15 protein-coding genes and 1 pseudogene are annotated in these 15,682 nt (G+C 68.6%); 13 read left to right on the forward strand and 3 right to left on the reverse strand.

From position 1 onward, the window contains the following. From trbE to ABIB58_RS06875, 9 genes are read left to right on the forward strand one after another with little or no spacing between them, the layout of a single operon-like run. On the forward strand, positions 1 to 2,460 hold the full coding sequence (gene trbE / locus ABIB58_RS06835) for a conjugal transfer protein TrbE (protein ID WP_354039894.1): 2,460 nt from the start codon (positions 1 to 3) through the stop codon (positions 2,458 to 2,460). After that, a complete protein-coding gene (gene trbJ / locus ABIB58_RS06840) occupies positions 2,457 to 3,194 on the forward strand; it encodes a P-type conjugative transfer protein TrbJ (RefSeq protein ID WP_354039896.1) in 738 nt (245 codons plus the stop codon). The genes trbE and trbJ overlap by 4 nt, the downstream gene beginning before the upstream one ends. Further along, positions 3,191 to 3,472, forward strand: a complete 282-nt coding sequence (trbK-alt, locus tag ABIB58_RS06845) for a putative entry exclusion protein TrbK-alt (RefSeq protein ID WP_354039898.1) — start codon at positions 3,191 to 3,193, stop codon at positions 3,470 to 3,472. Before trbJ ends, trbK-alt begins: the two co-directional genes overlap by 4 nt. Beyond that, on the forward strand, positions 3,469 to 4,845 hold the full coding sequence (gene trbL / locus ABIB58_RS06850) for a P-type conjugative transfer protein TrbL (RefSeq protein WP_354039900.1): 1,377 nt from the start codon (positions 3,469 to 3,471) through the stop codon (positions 4,843 to 4,845). The genes trbK-alt and trbL overlap by 4 nt, the downstream gene beginning before the upstream one ends. Then, positions 4,845 to 5,534 carry a conjugal transfer protein TrbF gene (gene trbF, locus ABIB58_RS06855; protein ID WP_354039902.1) on the forward strand — a complete coding sequence of 230 codons (690 nt, stop codon included), beginning with the start codon at positions 4,845 to 4,847 and terminating at the stop codon, positions 5,532 to 5,534. Before trbL ends, trbF begins: the two co-directional genes overlap by 1 nt. After that, positions 5,531 to 6,502, forward strand: coding sequence for a P-type conjugative transfer protein TrbG (gene trbG, locus ABIB58_RS06860; RefSeq protein ID WP_354039904.1), 972 nt, complete (start codon positions 5,531 to 5,533; stop codon positions 6,500 to 6,502). Before trbF ends, trbG begins: the two co-directional genes overlap by 4 nt. Continuing rightward, positions 6,499 to 7,593 (forward strand): TraB/TrbI/VirB10 family type IV secretion system protein, encoded by a 1,095-nt coding sequence (locus tag ABIB58_RS06865; RefSeq protein ID WP_354039906.1) that lies wholly within the window; start codon positions 6,499 to 6,501, stop codon positions 7,591 to 7,593. The genes trbG and ABIB58_RS06865 overlap by 4 nt, the downstream gene beginning before the upstream one ends. 2 nt (positions 7,594 to 7,595) lie before the next feature. Then, positions 7,596 to 7,811 carry a DUF2274 domain-containing protein gene (locus tag ABIB58_RS06870; protein ID WP_354039908.1) on the forward strand — a complete coding sequence of 72 codons (216 nt, stop codon included), beginning with the start codon at positions 7,596 to 7,598 and terminating at the stop codon, positions 7,809 to 7,811. Continuing rightward, positions 7,808 to 8,089 (forward strand): hypothetical protein, encoded by a 282-nt coding sequence (locus tag ABIB58_RS06875; RefSeq protein ID WP_354039910.1) that lies wholly within the window; start codon positions 7,808 to 7,810, stop codon positions 8,087 to 8,089. The genes ABIB58_RS06870 and ABIB58_RS06875 overlap by 4 nt, the downstream gene beginning before the upstream one ends. Positions 8,090 to 8,234: 145 nt before the next feature. Here ABIB58_RS06875 and ABIB58_RS06880 read toward each other — a convergent pair whose 3' ends face one another. Both ABIB58_RS06880 and ABIB58_RS06885 read right to left on the reverse strand, forming a co-directional pair. Further along, positions 8,235 to 9,128 (reverse strand): LysR family transcriptional regulator, encoded by an 894-nt coding sequence (locus ABIB58_RS06880; protein WP_354039912.1) that lies wholly within the window; start codon positions 9,126 to 9,128, stop codon positions 8,235 to 8,237. 4 nt (positions 9,129 to 9,132) lie between these two features. Continuing rightward, positions 9,133 to 9,729, reverse strand: coding sequence for a GntR family transcriptional regulator (locus ABIB58_RS06885; RefSeq protein WP_354039914.1), 597 nt, complete (start codon positions 9,727 to 9,729; stop codon positions 9,133 to 9,135). Positions 9,730 to 9,966: 237 nt separating this feature from the next. On the opposite strand from ABIB58_RS06885, the gene ABIB58_RS06890 reads away from it, so the two are divergent. The 4 genes and pseudogenes from ABIB58_RS06890 to ABIB58_RS06905 all read left to right on the forward strand — a co-directional run bounded on the left by ABIB58_RS06890 (position 9,967) and on the right by ABIB58_RS06905 (position 13,281). Then, the gene (locus ABIB58_RS06890) at positions 9,967 to 10,455 is read left to right on the forward strand and encodes a helix-turn-helix domain-containing protein (RefSeq protein ID WP_354039916.1); all 489 of its coding nucleotides are present in this window, start codon (positions 9,967 to 9,969) and stop codon (positions 10,453 to 10,455) included. Between the two features lie 477 nt (positions 10,456 to 10,932). Next, positions 10,933 to 11,571, forward strand: coding sequence for a lasso peptide biosynthesis B2 protein (locus tag ABIB58_RS06895; protein ID WP_354039918.1), 639 nt, complete (start codon positions 10,933 to 10,935; stop codon positions 11,569 to 11,571). A gap of 209 nt (positions 11,572 to 11,780) precedes the next feature. Further along, positions 11,781 to 12,347, forward strand: a pseudogene (locus ABIB58_RS06900) (asparagine synthase-related protein); the annotation flags it as partial. Positions 12,348 to 12,486: 139 nt separating this feature from the next. Continuing rightward, positions 12,487 to 13,281 (forward strand): asparagine synthase-related protein, encoded by a 795-nt coding sequence (locus tag ABIB58_RS06905; protein ID WP_354039920.1) that lies wholly within the window; start codon positions 12,487 to 12,489, stop codon positions 13,279 to 13,281. Here the strand turns inward: ABIB58_RS06905 and ABIB58_RS06910 are convergent. Further along, a complete protein-coding gene (locus tag ABIB58_RS06910) occupies positions 13,202 to 15,676 on the reverse strand; it encodes a S9 family peptidase (protein ID WP_354039922.1) in 2,475 nt (824 codons plus the stop codon). The genes ABIB58_RS06905 and ABIB58_RS06910 overlap by 80 nt on opposite strands. Positions 15,677 to 15,682: the final 6 nt, after the last annotated feature.

Genomic DNA, 15,682 nt, shown 5'->3' on the forward strand with positions numbered 1-15,682 from the left:
ATGTTCGCCCTCAGAGAATACGCCCGCGCCCCACGCCGCCTGGCCGACTTTCTGCCTTGGGCGGCCCTGGTCGCGCCCGGCGTCGTCCTCAACAAGGACGGCAGTTTCCAGAGGTCAGCGCGGTTTCGCGGGCCGGATCTGGATTCGGCCATGCCGTCCGAACTGGCGGCTGCGGCCCACCGGTTGAACAACGCCCTGCGACGGCTCGGCTCGGGCTGGGCCGTCTTCGTCGAGGCGCGGCGCGACCCCGCCGCCGACTATTCCGACAGCCGCTTTCCCGATCCCGTCTCCGCCCTAGTGGAGGCCGAACGGCGCGCAGCCTTTGAGGCCGACGGCGCCCATTACGAAAGCACCTATGTCCTGACGTTCGCGTGGATGCCTCCGGCCGAAGACGTTCGCCGCGTCGAGCGCTGGCTCTATGACGGGCGACCCGAGCACATGGCGGACGGTCGGGCGCATCTGTCGGTCTTCCTCGACCGCACCGACCGCCTGTTCGCCCTGATTGAAGGGTTCCTGCCCGACATCGCCTGGCTGGACGACGCCGGCGTCCTGACCTTTCTTCATGGCGCCGTCTCGCCCCGGCGACAGGGGGTGCGGCCGCCCGAGACGCCGATGCATCTCGACGCCCTCCTGGCCGACAGTCCCCTCACGGGCGGCCTGGCGCCGCGGCTGGGCGAGGCGCATCTGCGGGTCCTGACGATCACCGGCTTTCCGACGGCGACCTGGCCGGGTCTGCTCGACGAGCTCAACCGTCTCGCCTTCCCCTACCGCTGGTCCACCCGCGCCCTGTGCCTGGACAAGACGGACGCCGCCAGGATGCTGGGTCGCATCCGTCGTCAGTGGTTCGCCAAGCGCAAGTCGATCGCCGGCCTGATCAAGGAGGTGATGACCCAGGAAGCCTCGGCCCTGGTTGACAGCGACGCCGGCAACAAGGCGCAGGACGCCGACGAAGCCTTGCAGGATCTGGGCGCGGACGGCGTCGGCTATGCGATCGTCACCGCCACCCTGGTCGTCTGGCATGAGGACGCCGCCGTGGCCGACGCGCGCCTGCGCGAGGCCGAAAAACTGATCCAGGGCCGCGACTTCACCTGCACCGTCGAAAGCCTCAACGCCGTCGACGCCTGGCTGGGCGGTCTGCCAGGCCACCTTTACGCCAATGTGCGCTCGGCCCCGATCTCGACGATGAACCTGGCCCATCTGCTGCCGATGTCGGCGGTCTGGGCCGGCCCAAGCGACAATCCTCATCTCGGCGGACCGCCCCTCTTCTATGCGCGCACCGAAGGCTCGACCCCGTTCCGCTTTTCGACCCATGTCGGCGACGTCGGCCACGCCCTCGTCGTCGGCCCGACGGGCGCCGGCAAGAGCGTGCTGCTGGCCCTGATGGCGCTGTCGTTCCGACGCTACCCCGCCGCCCAGGTCTTCGCCTTCGACTTCGGCGGGTCGATCCGGGCCGCCGCCCTGGCCATGGGCGGCGACTATCACGACCTGGGCGCAGCGCTGAGCGCCGACGGCGACGGCGACGGCCTCAGCCTGCAGCCGCTGGAAGGCGTCGACGATCCCGCCGAACGGACCTGGGCGGCGGCCTGGCTCGCCGACCTGATCGCGCGCGAGGACGTCGTTGTGACCCCGGACCTCAAGGATCGGCTGTGGAGCGCGCTCGCCAGCCTGGCCGGCGCGCCCGCCGAGGAGCGGACGCTTTCAGGCCTGGCCGCCCTGGTCCAATCCCAGGCGATCAAACAGGCCCTCGCGCCCTATACGATCGCCGGCCCCTGGGGCCGCCTGCTGGACGGCGAGGCCGAACATCTCGGCGTGAGCCCCGTTCAGGTGTTCGAGACCGAAGGCCTTGCCGGGACCGCCGCCGCTGCGAGCGTCCTGGCCCATCTCTTTCACCGGATCGGAGCCCGCCTCGACGGTCGCCCCACACTGATCATCATCGATGAGGGATGGCTCGCGCTTGAGGACGCCGCCTTCGGCACCCAGTTGCGCGAGTGGCTGAAGACCCTGCGCAAGAAGAACGCCTCGGTCGTCTTCGCCACCCAGTCCCTGGCCGACATCGCCGACAGCGCCCTGGCGCCGGCGCTGATCGAGAGCTGTCCCACCCGCGTCTTCCTACCGAACCCCCGGGCCCGCGAGCCCCAGATCCAGGCCGTTTACCGACGCTTCGGGCTCAGCGACCGCCAGATCGACATCCTCGCCCAGGCGACGCCCAAGCGCGACTATTACACCCAGTCCCGCGTGGGCGACCGACTGTTCGAGCTGGGGCTGGGGCCGGTCGCGCTCGCCTTCTGCGCGGCCTCGTCGCGCGAAGACCAGGGCGTGATCGCGCGCCTGCTCGCCGACTTCGGACCGGCGAACTTCGCCAATGCCTGGCTTCGCCATCGCGGCCTGCCCTGGGCCGCCGATCTGCTGCCCGTCGTCGCCCCCCGGTCCCCCTTCACCCCCCAGGAGCCGACACCATGATCCGCCACCCCTCACGATCCGCCCCCCTGCTCGCCGTGGTCCAGTTGACCGTCCCCCTCGGCCTGGGCGGGATCGCCGCCTTCCCGGCGCCCGCGACCGCTCAGGTCGCCGTCCATGATCCCGCCAACTACGCCCAGAACCTGCTCCAGGCCGCGCGCGCCCTTCAGTCGGTGAACAATCAGATTCAGTCCCTGCAGAACGAGGCTCAGGCCCTCCTCAATCAGGCGCGGGACCTGACCGCCTTGCCGACGTCCTCGCTCGCCGCCCTGCAGAGCCAGATGGACCGGACCCGCACCTTGATGGAGGAGGCCAAGGGTCTCGCCTATAATGTGGCCGAGATCGACCAAGCCTTTGCGACCCGGTACGGGCGTGCCGCCCTCACGACCGACGACCAGGCGCTGGTGACGCGGGCGCGATCCCGGTGGGAGGATTCCGTCGCGGGGTTCCAGGGGGCGCTTCAGGTTCAGGCCGAAGTGGTCGGCGGGCTCGACGGCGCCCAGGTCGAGATGCGCCGCCTGGTCGAGGCCAGCCAGGGTGCGGTCGGCGCGCTTCAGGCCTCCCAAGCCGGCAATCAACTCCTCGCCCTCCAGACGCGCCAGCTGTCCGATCTGTCCGCCCTCCTCGCCGCCCAAGGCCGCGCCCAGGCGCTGGAGGCGGCCGATCGCGCCGCCGTTCGCGCCGACGCCCGAGTTCGCTTCTCGCGCTTCATGGGTGCGGAGGAGACTCCGCGATGAGACGCGCCAATCCAATGGGGGCGGCGGCCGCCGTCATCGCCATCGCCGCCCTCGCCTGCGCCGCGCTTTCGGCGGGCGGCGCGCTTGCCCCCACGCCCCGGCCGAAACCGTCACCCTCCCCGACCGCCGATCTGGCGCGCTGCCGCGCCCTCGGCGAGGCCGGCGGGGCCGACCCGGACTGCCACACGGCCTGGACCGAACAGCGCCGATGGTTCTTCGGCGCGAGCGCAACGGGGAACGACCGGGGCGACCAGTCCCTTGCGGAGGCGGGGCGATGAGCGACGTCGGCGTCATCGACCGCTTCTTTGCGGTCTTCGGCCGCTACATCGATTCCGGCTTTGGCCTGTTGGGCGGGGAAGTCGCCTTCCTGGCCTCGACCCTGGTCGTGATCGACGTCACCCTCGCCGCCCTGTTCTGGGCCTGGGGCCCGGGCGACGACATCCTTGCGCGCCTCGTCAAGAAGACCCTGTTCGTCGGCTTCTTCGCCTTCCTGATCGGCAATTTCCAGCGTCTAGCCGACATCGTCTTCGCCAGCTTCTCGGGCCTGGGCTTGAAGGCGTCGGGATCCGGCCTGTCCGCGGCGGACTTCATGAGGCCCGGCCGACTGGCCCAGACGGGCGTGGACGCAGGCAAGCCTCTGCTGGAAGCGGCCGCGGAGTTGTCCGGCTTTCCAGGCCTGTTCGAAAACTTCGTTCAGGTGATTGTGCTGATGGTCGCCTTCCTGATCGTGGTCATCGCCTTCTTCGTCCTGGCGGTGCAGCTCTTCGTCACCCTGATCGAGTTCAAGCTGACCACCCTGGCTGGCTTCGTCCTCGTCCCGTTCGGCCTGTTCGGTCGCACCGCCTTCCTGGCCGAACGCGTGCTCGGCAATGTCATCGCCTCCGGCGTCAAGGTCCTGGTGCTGGCCGTCATCGTCGGCATCGGTTCGACCTTGTTCGACAGTTTCACGCGCGACTTCGCCGGCGTCGCGCCGACCCTTGAGGATGTCCTCGCCATCGCCCTGGCCGCCCTGACCCTGATGGGGCTCAGCATCTTCGGCCCGGGCATCGCCACCGGCCTGGTCTCGGGCGCCCCACAGTTGGGCGCTGGCGCGGCGGTCGGCGCCGGGCTCGCCGTCGGCGGCCTGGCCATGGCCGGGGTCGCCGGCGCACGCCTGGCCGCTGCGGGCGGATCGACGCTGGCGGGTCGAACCGGCGCCGGCGCGGCGGCGTCGCGCGCGCCCGCGACACGCCCTGGCGGATCAGGACTATCCGGCGGATCGCCCAAACCGGGCGGCGCGCCACCGCCAACGTCTGGGGGCGGGTCCGGAGCCGGGACATCCGCGAAAGGCGCGACGCCAAGCCCTCGCGCGACACCGCACCCCGGCGGGAGCGCTGCGGCCTCCACAGCCGCCCAGCCGCAGGACGCCTCATCGTCGCCGCCTGAAGGCTCGACCGCAAACGCTTCGCCGACACCGCCGTCCGACCCACAGGCCAAGGGGTCGAGCAGCCCTGCGCCTTCACCGTCGCCCTCAACCGCCAAGCCGGACTGGGCGCGCGCGATGGAGCAGCGCCAGGCGATCAGCCGCGGCCTGACGACCGCCGTCCACGTCATCCGCTCCGGCGACCATGGCGGCGGCGGCGGATCCGTTTCCCTTTCGGAGGATCGTTGATGACCCCTTTCAAACGGGCGTCCGCCCATTACGGCGAGACACCGGCCCCGACGACGCCTTACCAGCGCGCGGCGCAGGCTTGGGACGACCGCATCGGTTCGGCCCGCGTCCAGGCCCGCAACTGGCGTCTGATCGCCCTCCTCTCCGTGGCCACCACCGGCGGCTTGGCCGCCGCCCTGGTCGTCCAGTCCGCGCGCGGCGTGGTGACCCCCTGGATCGTCGAGGTCGATGGGCGCGGCGAAGCGGTAGCGGTCGGTCCCGCTTCGGCCGGGGCCCGGCCCGACGATGCGCAGATCGCCTGGCATCTCGGCCGATTCATAGAACAGGTGCGCAGCATCTCCGCCGATGCGGTCGTGGTCCGCGAGAACTGGCTGCGCGCCTATGACTATGCGACCGACTCCGGCGCCCAGGCCCTGTCGGATCATGCCCGGCGCAACGATCCCTTCGCCGAGATCGGCCGCATCCAGGTCTCGGTCGAAATCTCCAGCGTCATCCGCGCTTCGCCGGACTCATTCCGGGTGGCCTGGATCGAGCGCCGCTTCGTCGATGGGCAACTGGCCGAAACGGGCCGCTGGACCGCCATCCTGACCGTCGCCCTCCAGCCCCCGCGGTCGGCTGAGACGCTCAAGCGCAATCCGCTCGGCATCTATGTCGTCGCCCTCAACTGGTCCAAGGAGTTGTCCTCATGAACCGTCTCGCCGCCTCGGCGATCCTGGCCGCTCTGACGGCCGGCGGTTGCGTATCCGCGCACGCCGCGTCGTTTGCGCCCGCCCGCCTCGTCCAAACCTCAACAGCGCCGCGCCCCCCCGCATCGCCCCTCGCCTCGCCATCGGACGATCCGGCGTCGACACCGGGCGTCCCCAATCTTCGGATCCTGCCGCCGCGCGCGCCGGAAACGGCCTCCCCCGACGTCCGCATCGCGGACGCGAACGCCGCCGCCCGTGTCGAGCCGAGCGCGCCTGACTATGATCAGGCCGCTCAGGTCTACAGTTTTGCGCCCTACGCCCTCTTCCAAGTCTACGCCGCCCCGGGTCGGGTAACCGACATCGCCCTCCAGCCGGGCGAGCGGCTCTCCGATCAGGGGGCGATCGCGGCGGGCGACACCGCGCGCTGGATCATCGGCGAAAGCACGAGCGGCGCCGGCGAGCGGCTGCGCACCCATGTGCTGCTTAAACCCACCCGCTCCGATCTCGCCACCAATCTGGTGATCCATACGGATCGCCGCACCTATCATCTGGAACTCCAGGCTCGGCCTGACGCCTATATGGCGGCCGTCGCCTGGCGCTATCCGCACGAGGAGGCTCTGGCGGTCGAACGCGCGGCGGTGACGGCCGAGGCGCGCGAGCGGGAGCCGGCCGTCGACCTGGCCGCCCTGAACTTCGACTACCGCATCGAAGGCCCCGCCGTCGCCTGGCGCCCCGTCCACGTGTTTGACGACGGCCGCCAGGTCTTCATCAGCTTCGGATCCGATATCGATCAAACCCGGCTGCCGCCTTTGTTTGTGACGAGCGCCGACGGCGGCGTCACCCTGGTGAACTACCGTGTCGAAGCGGGCCGGATGGTCGTGGATCGCCTGTTCCACCGCGCCGAACTGAGGCTTGTCGAGGGCCGCAAGGACCGGGTCGTGCGCATCCTGCGGTCGGGATCGCGCCCATGACGACGCCGTCGGACGCCCCTGCGGATGTCGTCAAGGCCATGCGGTTGCGGCCTGCCCCACCGGAGGTGATGCGGCTGTCGCGAAAGGCCGTGTGGATCGGCGGCGGCGTCGCCGCTCTTGCGGGATCTCTCATATTCGCCGTCGCCCTGCGCGCGCCGTCCCGAGCGACGCCGCCGCAAGACCTCTATCGTCCGGCCGCCGCGCCGTCCGAGGGCGTCAGCGCCCTGCCGAAAGACTATGCAGGCCCGCGGCTCGGTCCACCCCTACCCGGGGATCTGGGGCGACCGATCCTCGCCGCAGGACAGGCGGACGACTGGTCGCACGGAAACCGCGAGGACGCCCCATCCCGACCCTCGGCGGCGGAGACCGAAGCCGCGCAGGGGGCTCGCCGACGGCGTGAGCAAATGGCGCAGGCCCGCGAGGCCGCACTGACGAGCGGTCTGTTTTTTCAGGCCGCCCGCAACATCCCCACGGCGGACGCGGCGGCGTCCGGCGGAGCCACGCCCACGGTGTCGGCGACGGCCCCGACCTCCGCCGCCCTGTGGCCTGGCGTCATCATCACGGGGGTCCTGATCACGGGGCTGCGTTCGGACTTGCCCGGTGCGGTCCTGGGCCAGGTCGCCGAAGATGTCCGCGACAGCGCGACAGGGCGGCGCATCGTCATTCCACGCGGGTCGCGCCTGATCGGCGCCTATGACGCCGAGGTGGTCTATGGCCAGTCGCGCCTGCGGATCGTGTGGACCCGACTGGTCACACCCGAGGGCCGCAGTCTTGGCCTGACCGGAGCCGAAGCCAGCGACCCGGCGGGCTACGCGGGGCTCGAGGATCGGGTCGACAATCGCTGGGGCGAGCGGCTTCGGACCGCGGGCCTCACGACCCTTCTGTCAATCAGCACGGCCGCAACAGAGGGGGACGACGACGACCGGATCGTCAGGGCCTTGAGAGAAGGCGCCGGCCGAAGCATCGACCAGGTCGGGCGGGACGGACTCAATCGCGGTTTGGCGATTCCGCCGCGCCTGACCGTGCGGCCCGGCTCCCCCTTCCACATCATTCTGACGGACGGTCTGTCGCTGCCGTCTGAGGGAGACTGATCATGTCCAAGCTGAAACTCGCCGGTCTGCAGGATGATACCCCGGTGAAACTGACACTCGAGCTTTCAGCCGATGTCCACCGGGATCTGACCCTCTACGCCCAGGTGCTGGCCGAGGCCGAAGGTCAAGCGTTCACGCCGCCCCAGTTGGTCGGACCGATGCTGAGCCGATTCATGGCCACGGATCGCAGCTTCATCAGCGCCAAGGCGAAGCGTTGACGCCGCATCGCTCTCCGTCCCTCCTCGAAACCGACCGGCCAGATCCAGGTCCAAAAGGGCAGCTGATCGTTCAAGCCGGAGACTACGGTCCGGGCGTCGGTTTCACCGAAGGTCTCAGCGAATATCCGCTCGATCCGACAGCTTTCTTCGTCTGTGAAAGCGGCGAACGCTCGCGTGCGCACTCGTTGGGACGCGCGTCCGCCGTTCTGGGCGAGGAACCTCTGCAGCCGTGCGATTTGCGCCATCGGCATATCGACGAGGGCCTGAAGGCGACCTAGGTCAACTTGTGAAAACCTATCACCTGTTGCGAATATCGATCACGAAAGACAAGTTTTGTGAAAATCATTCAGGCCGCGCAGATCATCTGAAGCCAGGAGGGGGGCAGCGGGACCTTGGGCCGAACTGCCCCGGGCTAGGCGAGACTCATCGCCGTCTGGCGGCGCTGACGAACCGTCGCAAGACCGGGTTGTCGTTCCCCGCCCACCAAGCTGCAGCAACCGCCAATGGCGCAACGGCCTTGAGCGATAAGGGGCGCAGAACGAGATCGGGCTCAAGCCTCAAACCTTTGAGCGATCCGGATCCAATCAAGGTCACGCCAAGTCCCATGCGCGCCTGCTCGAGCAAAAGGACCGCCCCCGCCTCCTGCACGACGATGTCCAGCCCTCCCGAATGGCTGCCAAGCGCCTCAAAGACGGCGAGACCGATATCTCCCGCGCTCACCAGAACTCTGTCTCCGCTGAGGTCATCCGGCTGAAGGACATCGATTCCCGCCAGTCTGTGGGTGCGAGGAAGGGCGACAAGGAGGGGTTCACGCCAAAGGATGGATATGTCCAACCCCGCAACCGTCATGCCGCCCGGCAGTACTGCGATATCCAGACGTTGGTCCGCGACGGCCTGGAGATGCTCTTCGGCCCGCCCTTCGACCATTTCGATCAAGACGTCAGGGTGCGCGCCATGAAAGCGGTCGATCAGATGGTAAAGGGCCTCGCTCAGAAACGAGAAGGTCAGGCCGATCCGCAGCTGTCCAACCTGCCCTGAACCTGCGAGTCGGGCGTCGGCCACCGCCAGTCCGAGACTATCAAGAAGTATCTCCACGCGCCGCAGGAAGCGCCGGCCGGCATTGGTGGGCGACACGCCTTTCGTGCTGCGATGAAAGAGCGAGACGCCAAGATCATCCTCCAATCGACGAACGCGCCGGCTGATCGCCGACTGTTCGACGCCCAGAGACGCGGCTGCGGAACGAAAACCGCCTGATCGCGCCACAGCCATCGACCAACGAAGCGAGGTCAGATCGATGTCCGCATGCCGGGTGAGCATCGCCTCAGACCTGATCGAGCGGCGGCTGGTCCGCTTCGAAGGCGATCGCGACAGCGGCCCCGATCCGCTCTTGATGGTACTCCCGGACCAGAACGTCGAGGACGTCGATCCTTTCGTCGATCAGGCTTTGCGACATGGCCGCAAAGGCGGGAGTCGGATCCCCGAGCACTTGGCGTTCGGCCGTTCTCAGCCGCTCCAGATGAAACGCGACCCTGTGATAGGCGTCTCCAAGCGCGAGGTCGCCGCCTCGACCGACGATCCAGTCGAACAGGCCTTCAGGGCTCGTCAGTGGGTTCGTGGGCGTGGACGGCCCGGTGAAATTCCCGAGGCTGAGATGAAGGCAGTCGCGGCGGAAACGGTAGCGGTCGCGCACGATGCCGGCTTCGATGCGTGACGCCCGATAGCCGCCCGTAGAGACATGTTCGACCAAGCCAGCGCCGCTGAGCCAGGCGAGCGCCTCTCGCACCGGGGTCGTCGAAAGCTTGAGGCGTTTCGCCTCATCCAGGATGACGACCGGCGCACCGCCGCCGTAGACCCCTGACGTCAGCCGGCCCCGCAGATCCTCAAGAGCGGTCGAGAAGGGATCGCGATTACGCACCATTGGGGCCTCGAATCACCGTTCATCTCGGGACTATCCGTGTGCTGACGGTCGCCGTCAGTCTTTCGACGTCCTAAGCCGGCATTCCGCCCGATCTTGTTCGCACACCTGCGCAGGTTTTGTTCGCCACTGACTATTTCGGCTGCTCGACCTGTTGCGAATAAGTCCTGAAGATCGCAACTGAGCGTTGATCGCCAACCCTCAAGCTTGAGAGACAGGACCCGCGAAGGAGGAACACGGATGTCCAGGACGCCGCCGGACCCATTGCGTGACGGACGCCTCTTATCTCAAGCGATAAAGGCCGTTCGCCGCCTGAAACGTCTCAGCACCCGGGAGGTCGCCGCGCGGATGAACATGGGCGTTCGCACCTATCAGCACTTCGAAGCCGGTCGGAACAAGCCCAACCTCGAATATATCCATCGCTTCTGCGAAGTGACCGGGAGCGACGAGTTCGCCCTCCTCGGCGCCCTGATGATCGGCTCGCCGCACTTTGCGCGCCGCACGGCCGAGAACAAGCTGATGACCATCCTGATGATCGGGCTCCAGCACTATGACGACGTCATGGGGGATCGCATCCTCGATCAGGATCCCCGAACCCTGATCCTGGCGGTGGAAGCTCTTTTCGAGCGGCTGATCCAGGATGCCGATGAGCGGGACGCAGAGGCGAAGCGCTGGCTTGCAGATGGAGCGAAGTCTCTAAAATCCCGCCGCCCCAAACCCGGTCGATGAATATAGTTCGGATATAGCTTCATCTCCCGATCATGCGGGGTCTCACTGCTCGGGCCACATCCCGTGGCGAAAAAAGGAGACCACCATGACCACCCCCCTCAAGCTCGTCGTCCTGGGCAGCGCCAAGACCCTGACCCATGGCGGACCGTTCGGCCCCGACATCGAGCCGAACCTGCAGCCGACGCGCGCCGTCGGTTGAGCGTCGGGGGCGGCCGCGGGCCGCCCCCGCGTTTCAATATATTCCGGATATAGCTTCAATATACGCCACGCTCGCCGTCTCCTGCCCCTCGCCGCTTTCGGCATTCACAATGGAGACTGACCATGACGTCCTTCAGCATCGTGATCCTCGGAACCGCCCGTCGCCTGACGGAAGGCTTCCCCGGCGAGCAGATCGAACTGAACATGCAGCCCGCCCATTCGGTCGGCTGACGCCCAGGCGGCCGCCCTAACCGGCGGCCGCCTGATGGGGCCTCTTCCATGCAAGCCTTCCTATCAGACGACGTGCATTTCGCCTGGATCGATGACGACATCGTCGCCCTCGATGTCCGCAAGGACGCCTATCTCTGCCTCGTCGGAGCGGCGGTTTTCATCAGGGACGACGGCGACGGTCGAGTGGTCCTAGACGGTCCCGAGGTCTTTGAGCTGCTCGCGGCGGCGGGCCTGGCGCAAGCGGCGCCCGCGACGACCTCGCACCAACGGCCGCTTGCCGCCCAGACCGCCGTCGCGCCCTTTGACGTGGTGGGAAGTTGGGCGGGTTTGGGTTTCTTGATCAGCGCCATCCTGAGCAGCCGCCGCTATCACGGCCGCGCGTTTTCGGAACTCGTCGGACGCGCGCGACGGATCAAACGTCCGACGCCGACGCCCCCGAGCGGCGACATCCGAGCCATGGTCTCCGCCTATCGCTCGGGTCTGCCCTGGACGCCGCGACAGGAGGTGTGCCTGCATCGCAGCTTCATGCTCCTGCACTATCTTCGGGGTTTGGGCGTGTGCGCCGACTGGGTCTTTGGGGTGCGCACCTGGCCGTTCGCCGCCCACTGCTGGCTTCAGATCGGCGACACGGTCATTGGCGACGACCTGCACCGCGTGGCGCGATACACCCCCATCCTCGTCGTCTGATGACGCCCTTCACCCTTATCGCCGCCAAGGCCGGTGTGGAGACGACCGACCGCATCGACCGGTTCACCGCGGCCGCGGCAGCGCGAGGCTGGCGCGCGATCCCGCTGAGCCGATCGGTCGTGCTCGCGGTCGGACAGGGGGCCGCTCTCGATTTTCAGACCATGGGCGCCTGGCGCCTGGTCGGCGACGTCTTTCCCCGTCGCGACGGGATGGCGGGAGCGCCAGAGTCCGCCGCCGATCTGATCGGCCAGGTTTGGGGACGGTATGTCGCGTTGCGACTGCGCGACGATGGACGGCTGGCCGCCGTCCTGCGCGATCCTTCCGGGGCGCTCGACGCTCTTCTCCTGCAGACGGCCGATCACTGGATCGTTGCCTCAGACCTGCCGGATTGGTTGCTAGGCGCCGTTCGACCCGCCCTGCAGATCGACGACGCCCGGGTCGCGGGGGTGCTGCAGGATCCGACCCGGACATGGGATGTCAGCCTCCTGAACGGCGTCGACAGCGTGACGCCGGGCGGCTGTCTGCTCCTGGAGGATCGTCCCGTCGCCCAACAGGTCTGGCGGCCGTCGGCCTTCGTCGATACGGCGGCCGACCTGACGCTGGACGCAGCCGGCGACGGGTTGCGTGAAGTCGTCGACGAGTCCGTGTCCCAGCTCTCCAAGCGCGCCGGCGTCCTGGCGGCGGAGCTGTCCGGCGGCCTGGATTCCGGAATCGTCGCCACCAGCCTCGCACGGCTGGATCCCCCCGTCAGGGCCTGGCTGCACAGCTACGGCGCCGCGCCCGAGTCCGACGAGCGCGCCTTCGCCCTGCCTTTGGCGGAGCGGCTCGGCGTCACCCTCGATCTGCTGAAACGGCCCGACGCCGCAAGAGGATCTCGAAGGCCTGTCTTCGGCGTTTCGCCCCGGCTTCAACGCCATGGACCCCGTCAACGACGGCATCGCCGCCGAGCGTTTAGAGGCCTTGGGCATCGAAACCGTCCTGACGGGCAAGGGCGGCGACGCCGTCTTTTTCCAAGCCTTCGGCGAGGAGGTGTTCGCCGACCTAAGGCAAAGGCGCGGCCTCCGGGCCCTGGTCTCATCGACCTTGCCCGCCGTCGCGCGGTGGGAGGGCCGGTCGATCTTCTCCGTGGTCGCCGGCCGACGGGCCCGGCCGTCCGACCCCCAGGCCGGCTTTCTCGCCCCGGACGCGCCGACGCTTGCGCCCCATCCCTGGCTTGAGGCCGCCCCGACCATCGGCCCGGCCAAACGCCTGCAGATCGTCGGCATGCTGGACGGCGCAGGCTTCAGCGCCGCCTCCCTGCAAACCCGGGTCGCGGACATCCGCCATCCCCTGTTGAGCCAGCCCGTCATGGAGGCCTGCCTGGCCCTCCCGGCCGACGTACTGACCTTGGGCCGAGACCGCGGTCTCGCCCGCCTGGCCTTCGCCGCGCGCCTGACGCCCCAGATCGCTACGCGGCGATCCAAGGGCGACCTCACCGCCTATTACGGCCGGCTGATCGCCCGCAGTCTCGACGTCCTGCGGCCCTGGCTGCTGGACGGCGAACTGGTCGGGCGCGGTCTGATCGACCGGCGCCGCGCCGACCAGGCCCTGTCGGCCGAGCAGCTGATCTGGCGCGGCGGCTATCGCGACATCATGGTGGCGGCGACGATGGAAAGCTGGCTTCGGACCTGGCGATCCCGGCTGGAGACCCTGGGTCGGTCGTCTCCTTGACCAGGGCGCGATCCAGCCAGGCCGCAATCTCGCGATAGACATCGATCATGTTCGCCGGACTGTAATTCCAGTGCCCCTCCCCCCAATAGGTCGCCAGACGCGCCGGCTTGCCCTGACGATGCAGGGCCGAGAAGATCAGCTCTCCGGAGGACATCGGCACGACATCCCGGTCTGAGGCGATGATCAGCAAAGGGTCGGCGATCCGGTCGGCGCGGTTCAGGACATTGGCCGCCGCATAGGTCTTCGCCTTCGCCCAGGGCGGACCGCCCAAGGCGCCCTGGCTCGTCTCGGCCCAGCCGGCGCGATAGAGGAAATAGAGGTTGTCGGTCAGGGCCGACCGCTCGGTCGCCTGGAACTCCCCCCAGGCCACGGCCAGATCCGACGGTCCCGCCCACGACACATAGGCCTTGTGACGCCGCGTGGCCGAGGCGATCATCATGGCCGAATATCCCCCGAAACTATGGCCGATCACCGCCGAACGCGCGATCGGAAGACCGGGAACAGTGGCGCCGGCGGCGTCCAGCGCCAGATCGACATTGCGTGCGAAAGCGTCCGCCCGATCGGCGGCCGGGGCGTCGGGCATGGCGGCCCAGAGCACCGCATAGCCGGTCGAGGCCAGAACCAGCGGGTTGAGCCCGGCGAGAAAGACGCCGGGATCATAGATCCAGCTCGTCGCGCGGGACTCCGGATAGACCGCCACGACCACGCCCTTGATCTGAGACATCGGCGTATTCGGCGGCAGGAAGAGCCGGCTCGTAACCGCCTGTCCATGTCGATCCTGATGCGGCACATCGACGATCTCGGCGAAGGCGAGGTCGGCGAAATTCGCATTCGCCGTCGCCAGATCAATCGCCCCCTCGGCGCCTTCCAGCGCCAGACGCGTCACCCCTTGGGCGCGGCGCTCGATGATGGCGGCCGTGGCCGTCCCCTCCACCCACCAGTGGGCGCCGGGCTGGGGAACGGAGACGCGACGCGCCCCGTGCCCGCTGACGATCCAGGCGCCGCCGCCGTCATCGAAAACCGGCGCCCAGTCGCGTCTGGCATAGCGGTTCAACTGCTGGCGCTGAGGCGCATAGACGTCAGGCGCCGGACGTGACTGGACCTTGAGATCCGGCGGGGTCAGCCGGTCGGCTTGAGCCTCGGGCCGTAGCCGCCAAACGGCGCCGTCGGCGACGGTCAGCAGATGATCCGAAGCCACAGCCGACAGACTCGGAGTCGGCTGAGCCAAGGGTTCGGTAAGGGCGACCGGCGCGCCGCGTTCGAGGGCGTACCAGTCGCGCCGATCCGCACCGGCAAGACCGGCGAAGACGACCGGCGTCGCGCCCATCCAGGTGGCCCGGATCGCCATGGTCAGGTCGAACGGGCGCGCGCCGATCGCATCTAGGCGTCCTTGGAGGAGAGGGTCTGCGGCGCCGGTGTCGGCGTCCCATCGCCACAGGTCTCCGTCTCGCCACGCCGTCCCGTCGCGGCGTGCCCAGACCAGGAGGCGATCGCCCTCTGGGGACCAGTCCAGAAGGTTGGCGGCGACATCCCGATCGGCCCCAAACACCCGGCTCGCGCCCGTCTCCACCGTGATGAGTCGAAGCCGGCTGCGCCAGGTCGCCGCCAGTTGCACCAGTGGCTCTTCCGGCGGCAGCCCCTCCCCCCGTTCGAGCACGGCGACATAGCGGCCTGACGCCGAAGGCGCGACATCGAGTATCGGGCCGCGCGCCAGAGTCCGCGTCTCGCCGGACGCCGCCTCGACCATGACGAGTTCGACCGTCGGGCGGGCCTCATCCGAGGTCGCGACCCCACCTTGGGTTTCCAGGGTGGTGACGGACAGACGCCCCCCGTCCCGCGCCGCCCATCGGCCTTCGGTGTCGTCGCGGGCGTAGCCGTCATGCCGCATCGACCAGGCCGAGGGACGGCCCGGGCGGACCGGCAGCAGCAGCCGGTCGCCCGCCATCCAGACCGTGCGCGCCCCTTCGAAGGACAGCTCCGGGCTCAGCCCCGTCCAGCGCAGGCGATCGGCGGCGACATCATAGACGCCCGCCTCCCACCGCCCGGCGTTGAAGCCGAAGACGGACAGATAGCGCCCGCTCGGCGACCAGTCGCCCAGCACCTGGCCTGGCGGCAGGTCCGCCAGCAAAAGACGCGAGGGTCCGCCATCCATTCGGGACAGATGGATCCGCCCCGTGGTCCAGTTCGACCTCGGGCCCAGATCGAAGCGGGACGACTGGTCCCAGGGTCCGAAGGTTTCATAGGCGACGGTCCGACCGTCGGGTGACACGGCGGCGCGTCCGACATCCTCCATCCGAACAAGCTCGTGGACGGTGAAGGGGCGCGGCTGGGCCAGGGCCGGAAAGGCGCAGAGCACCAGCGCCGCCAGAAGGCAGCGACAGAACAGGCGGGACATGGCGTC

It is taken from the genome of Brevundimonas sp. UYEF29, assembly GCF_040546195.1.
In the GTDB taxonomy this organism is placed as follows: domain Bacteria; phylum Pseudomonadota; class Alphaproteobacteria; order Caulobacterales; family Caulobacteraceae; genus Brevundimonas; species Brevundimonas huaxiensis.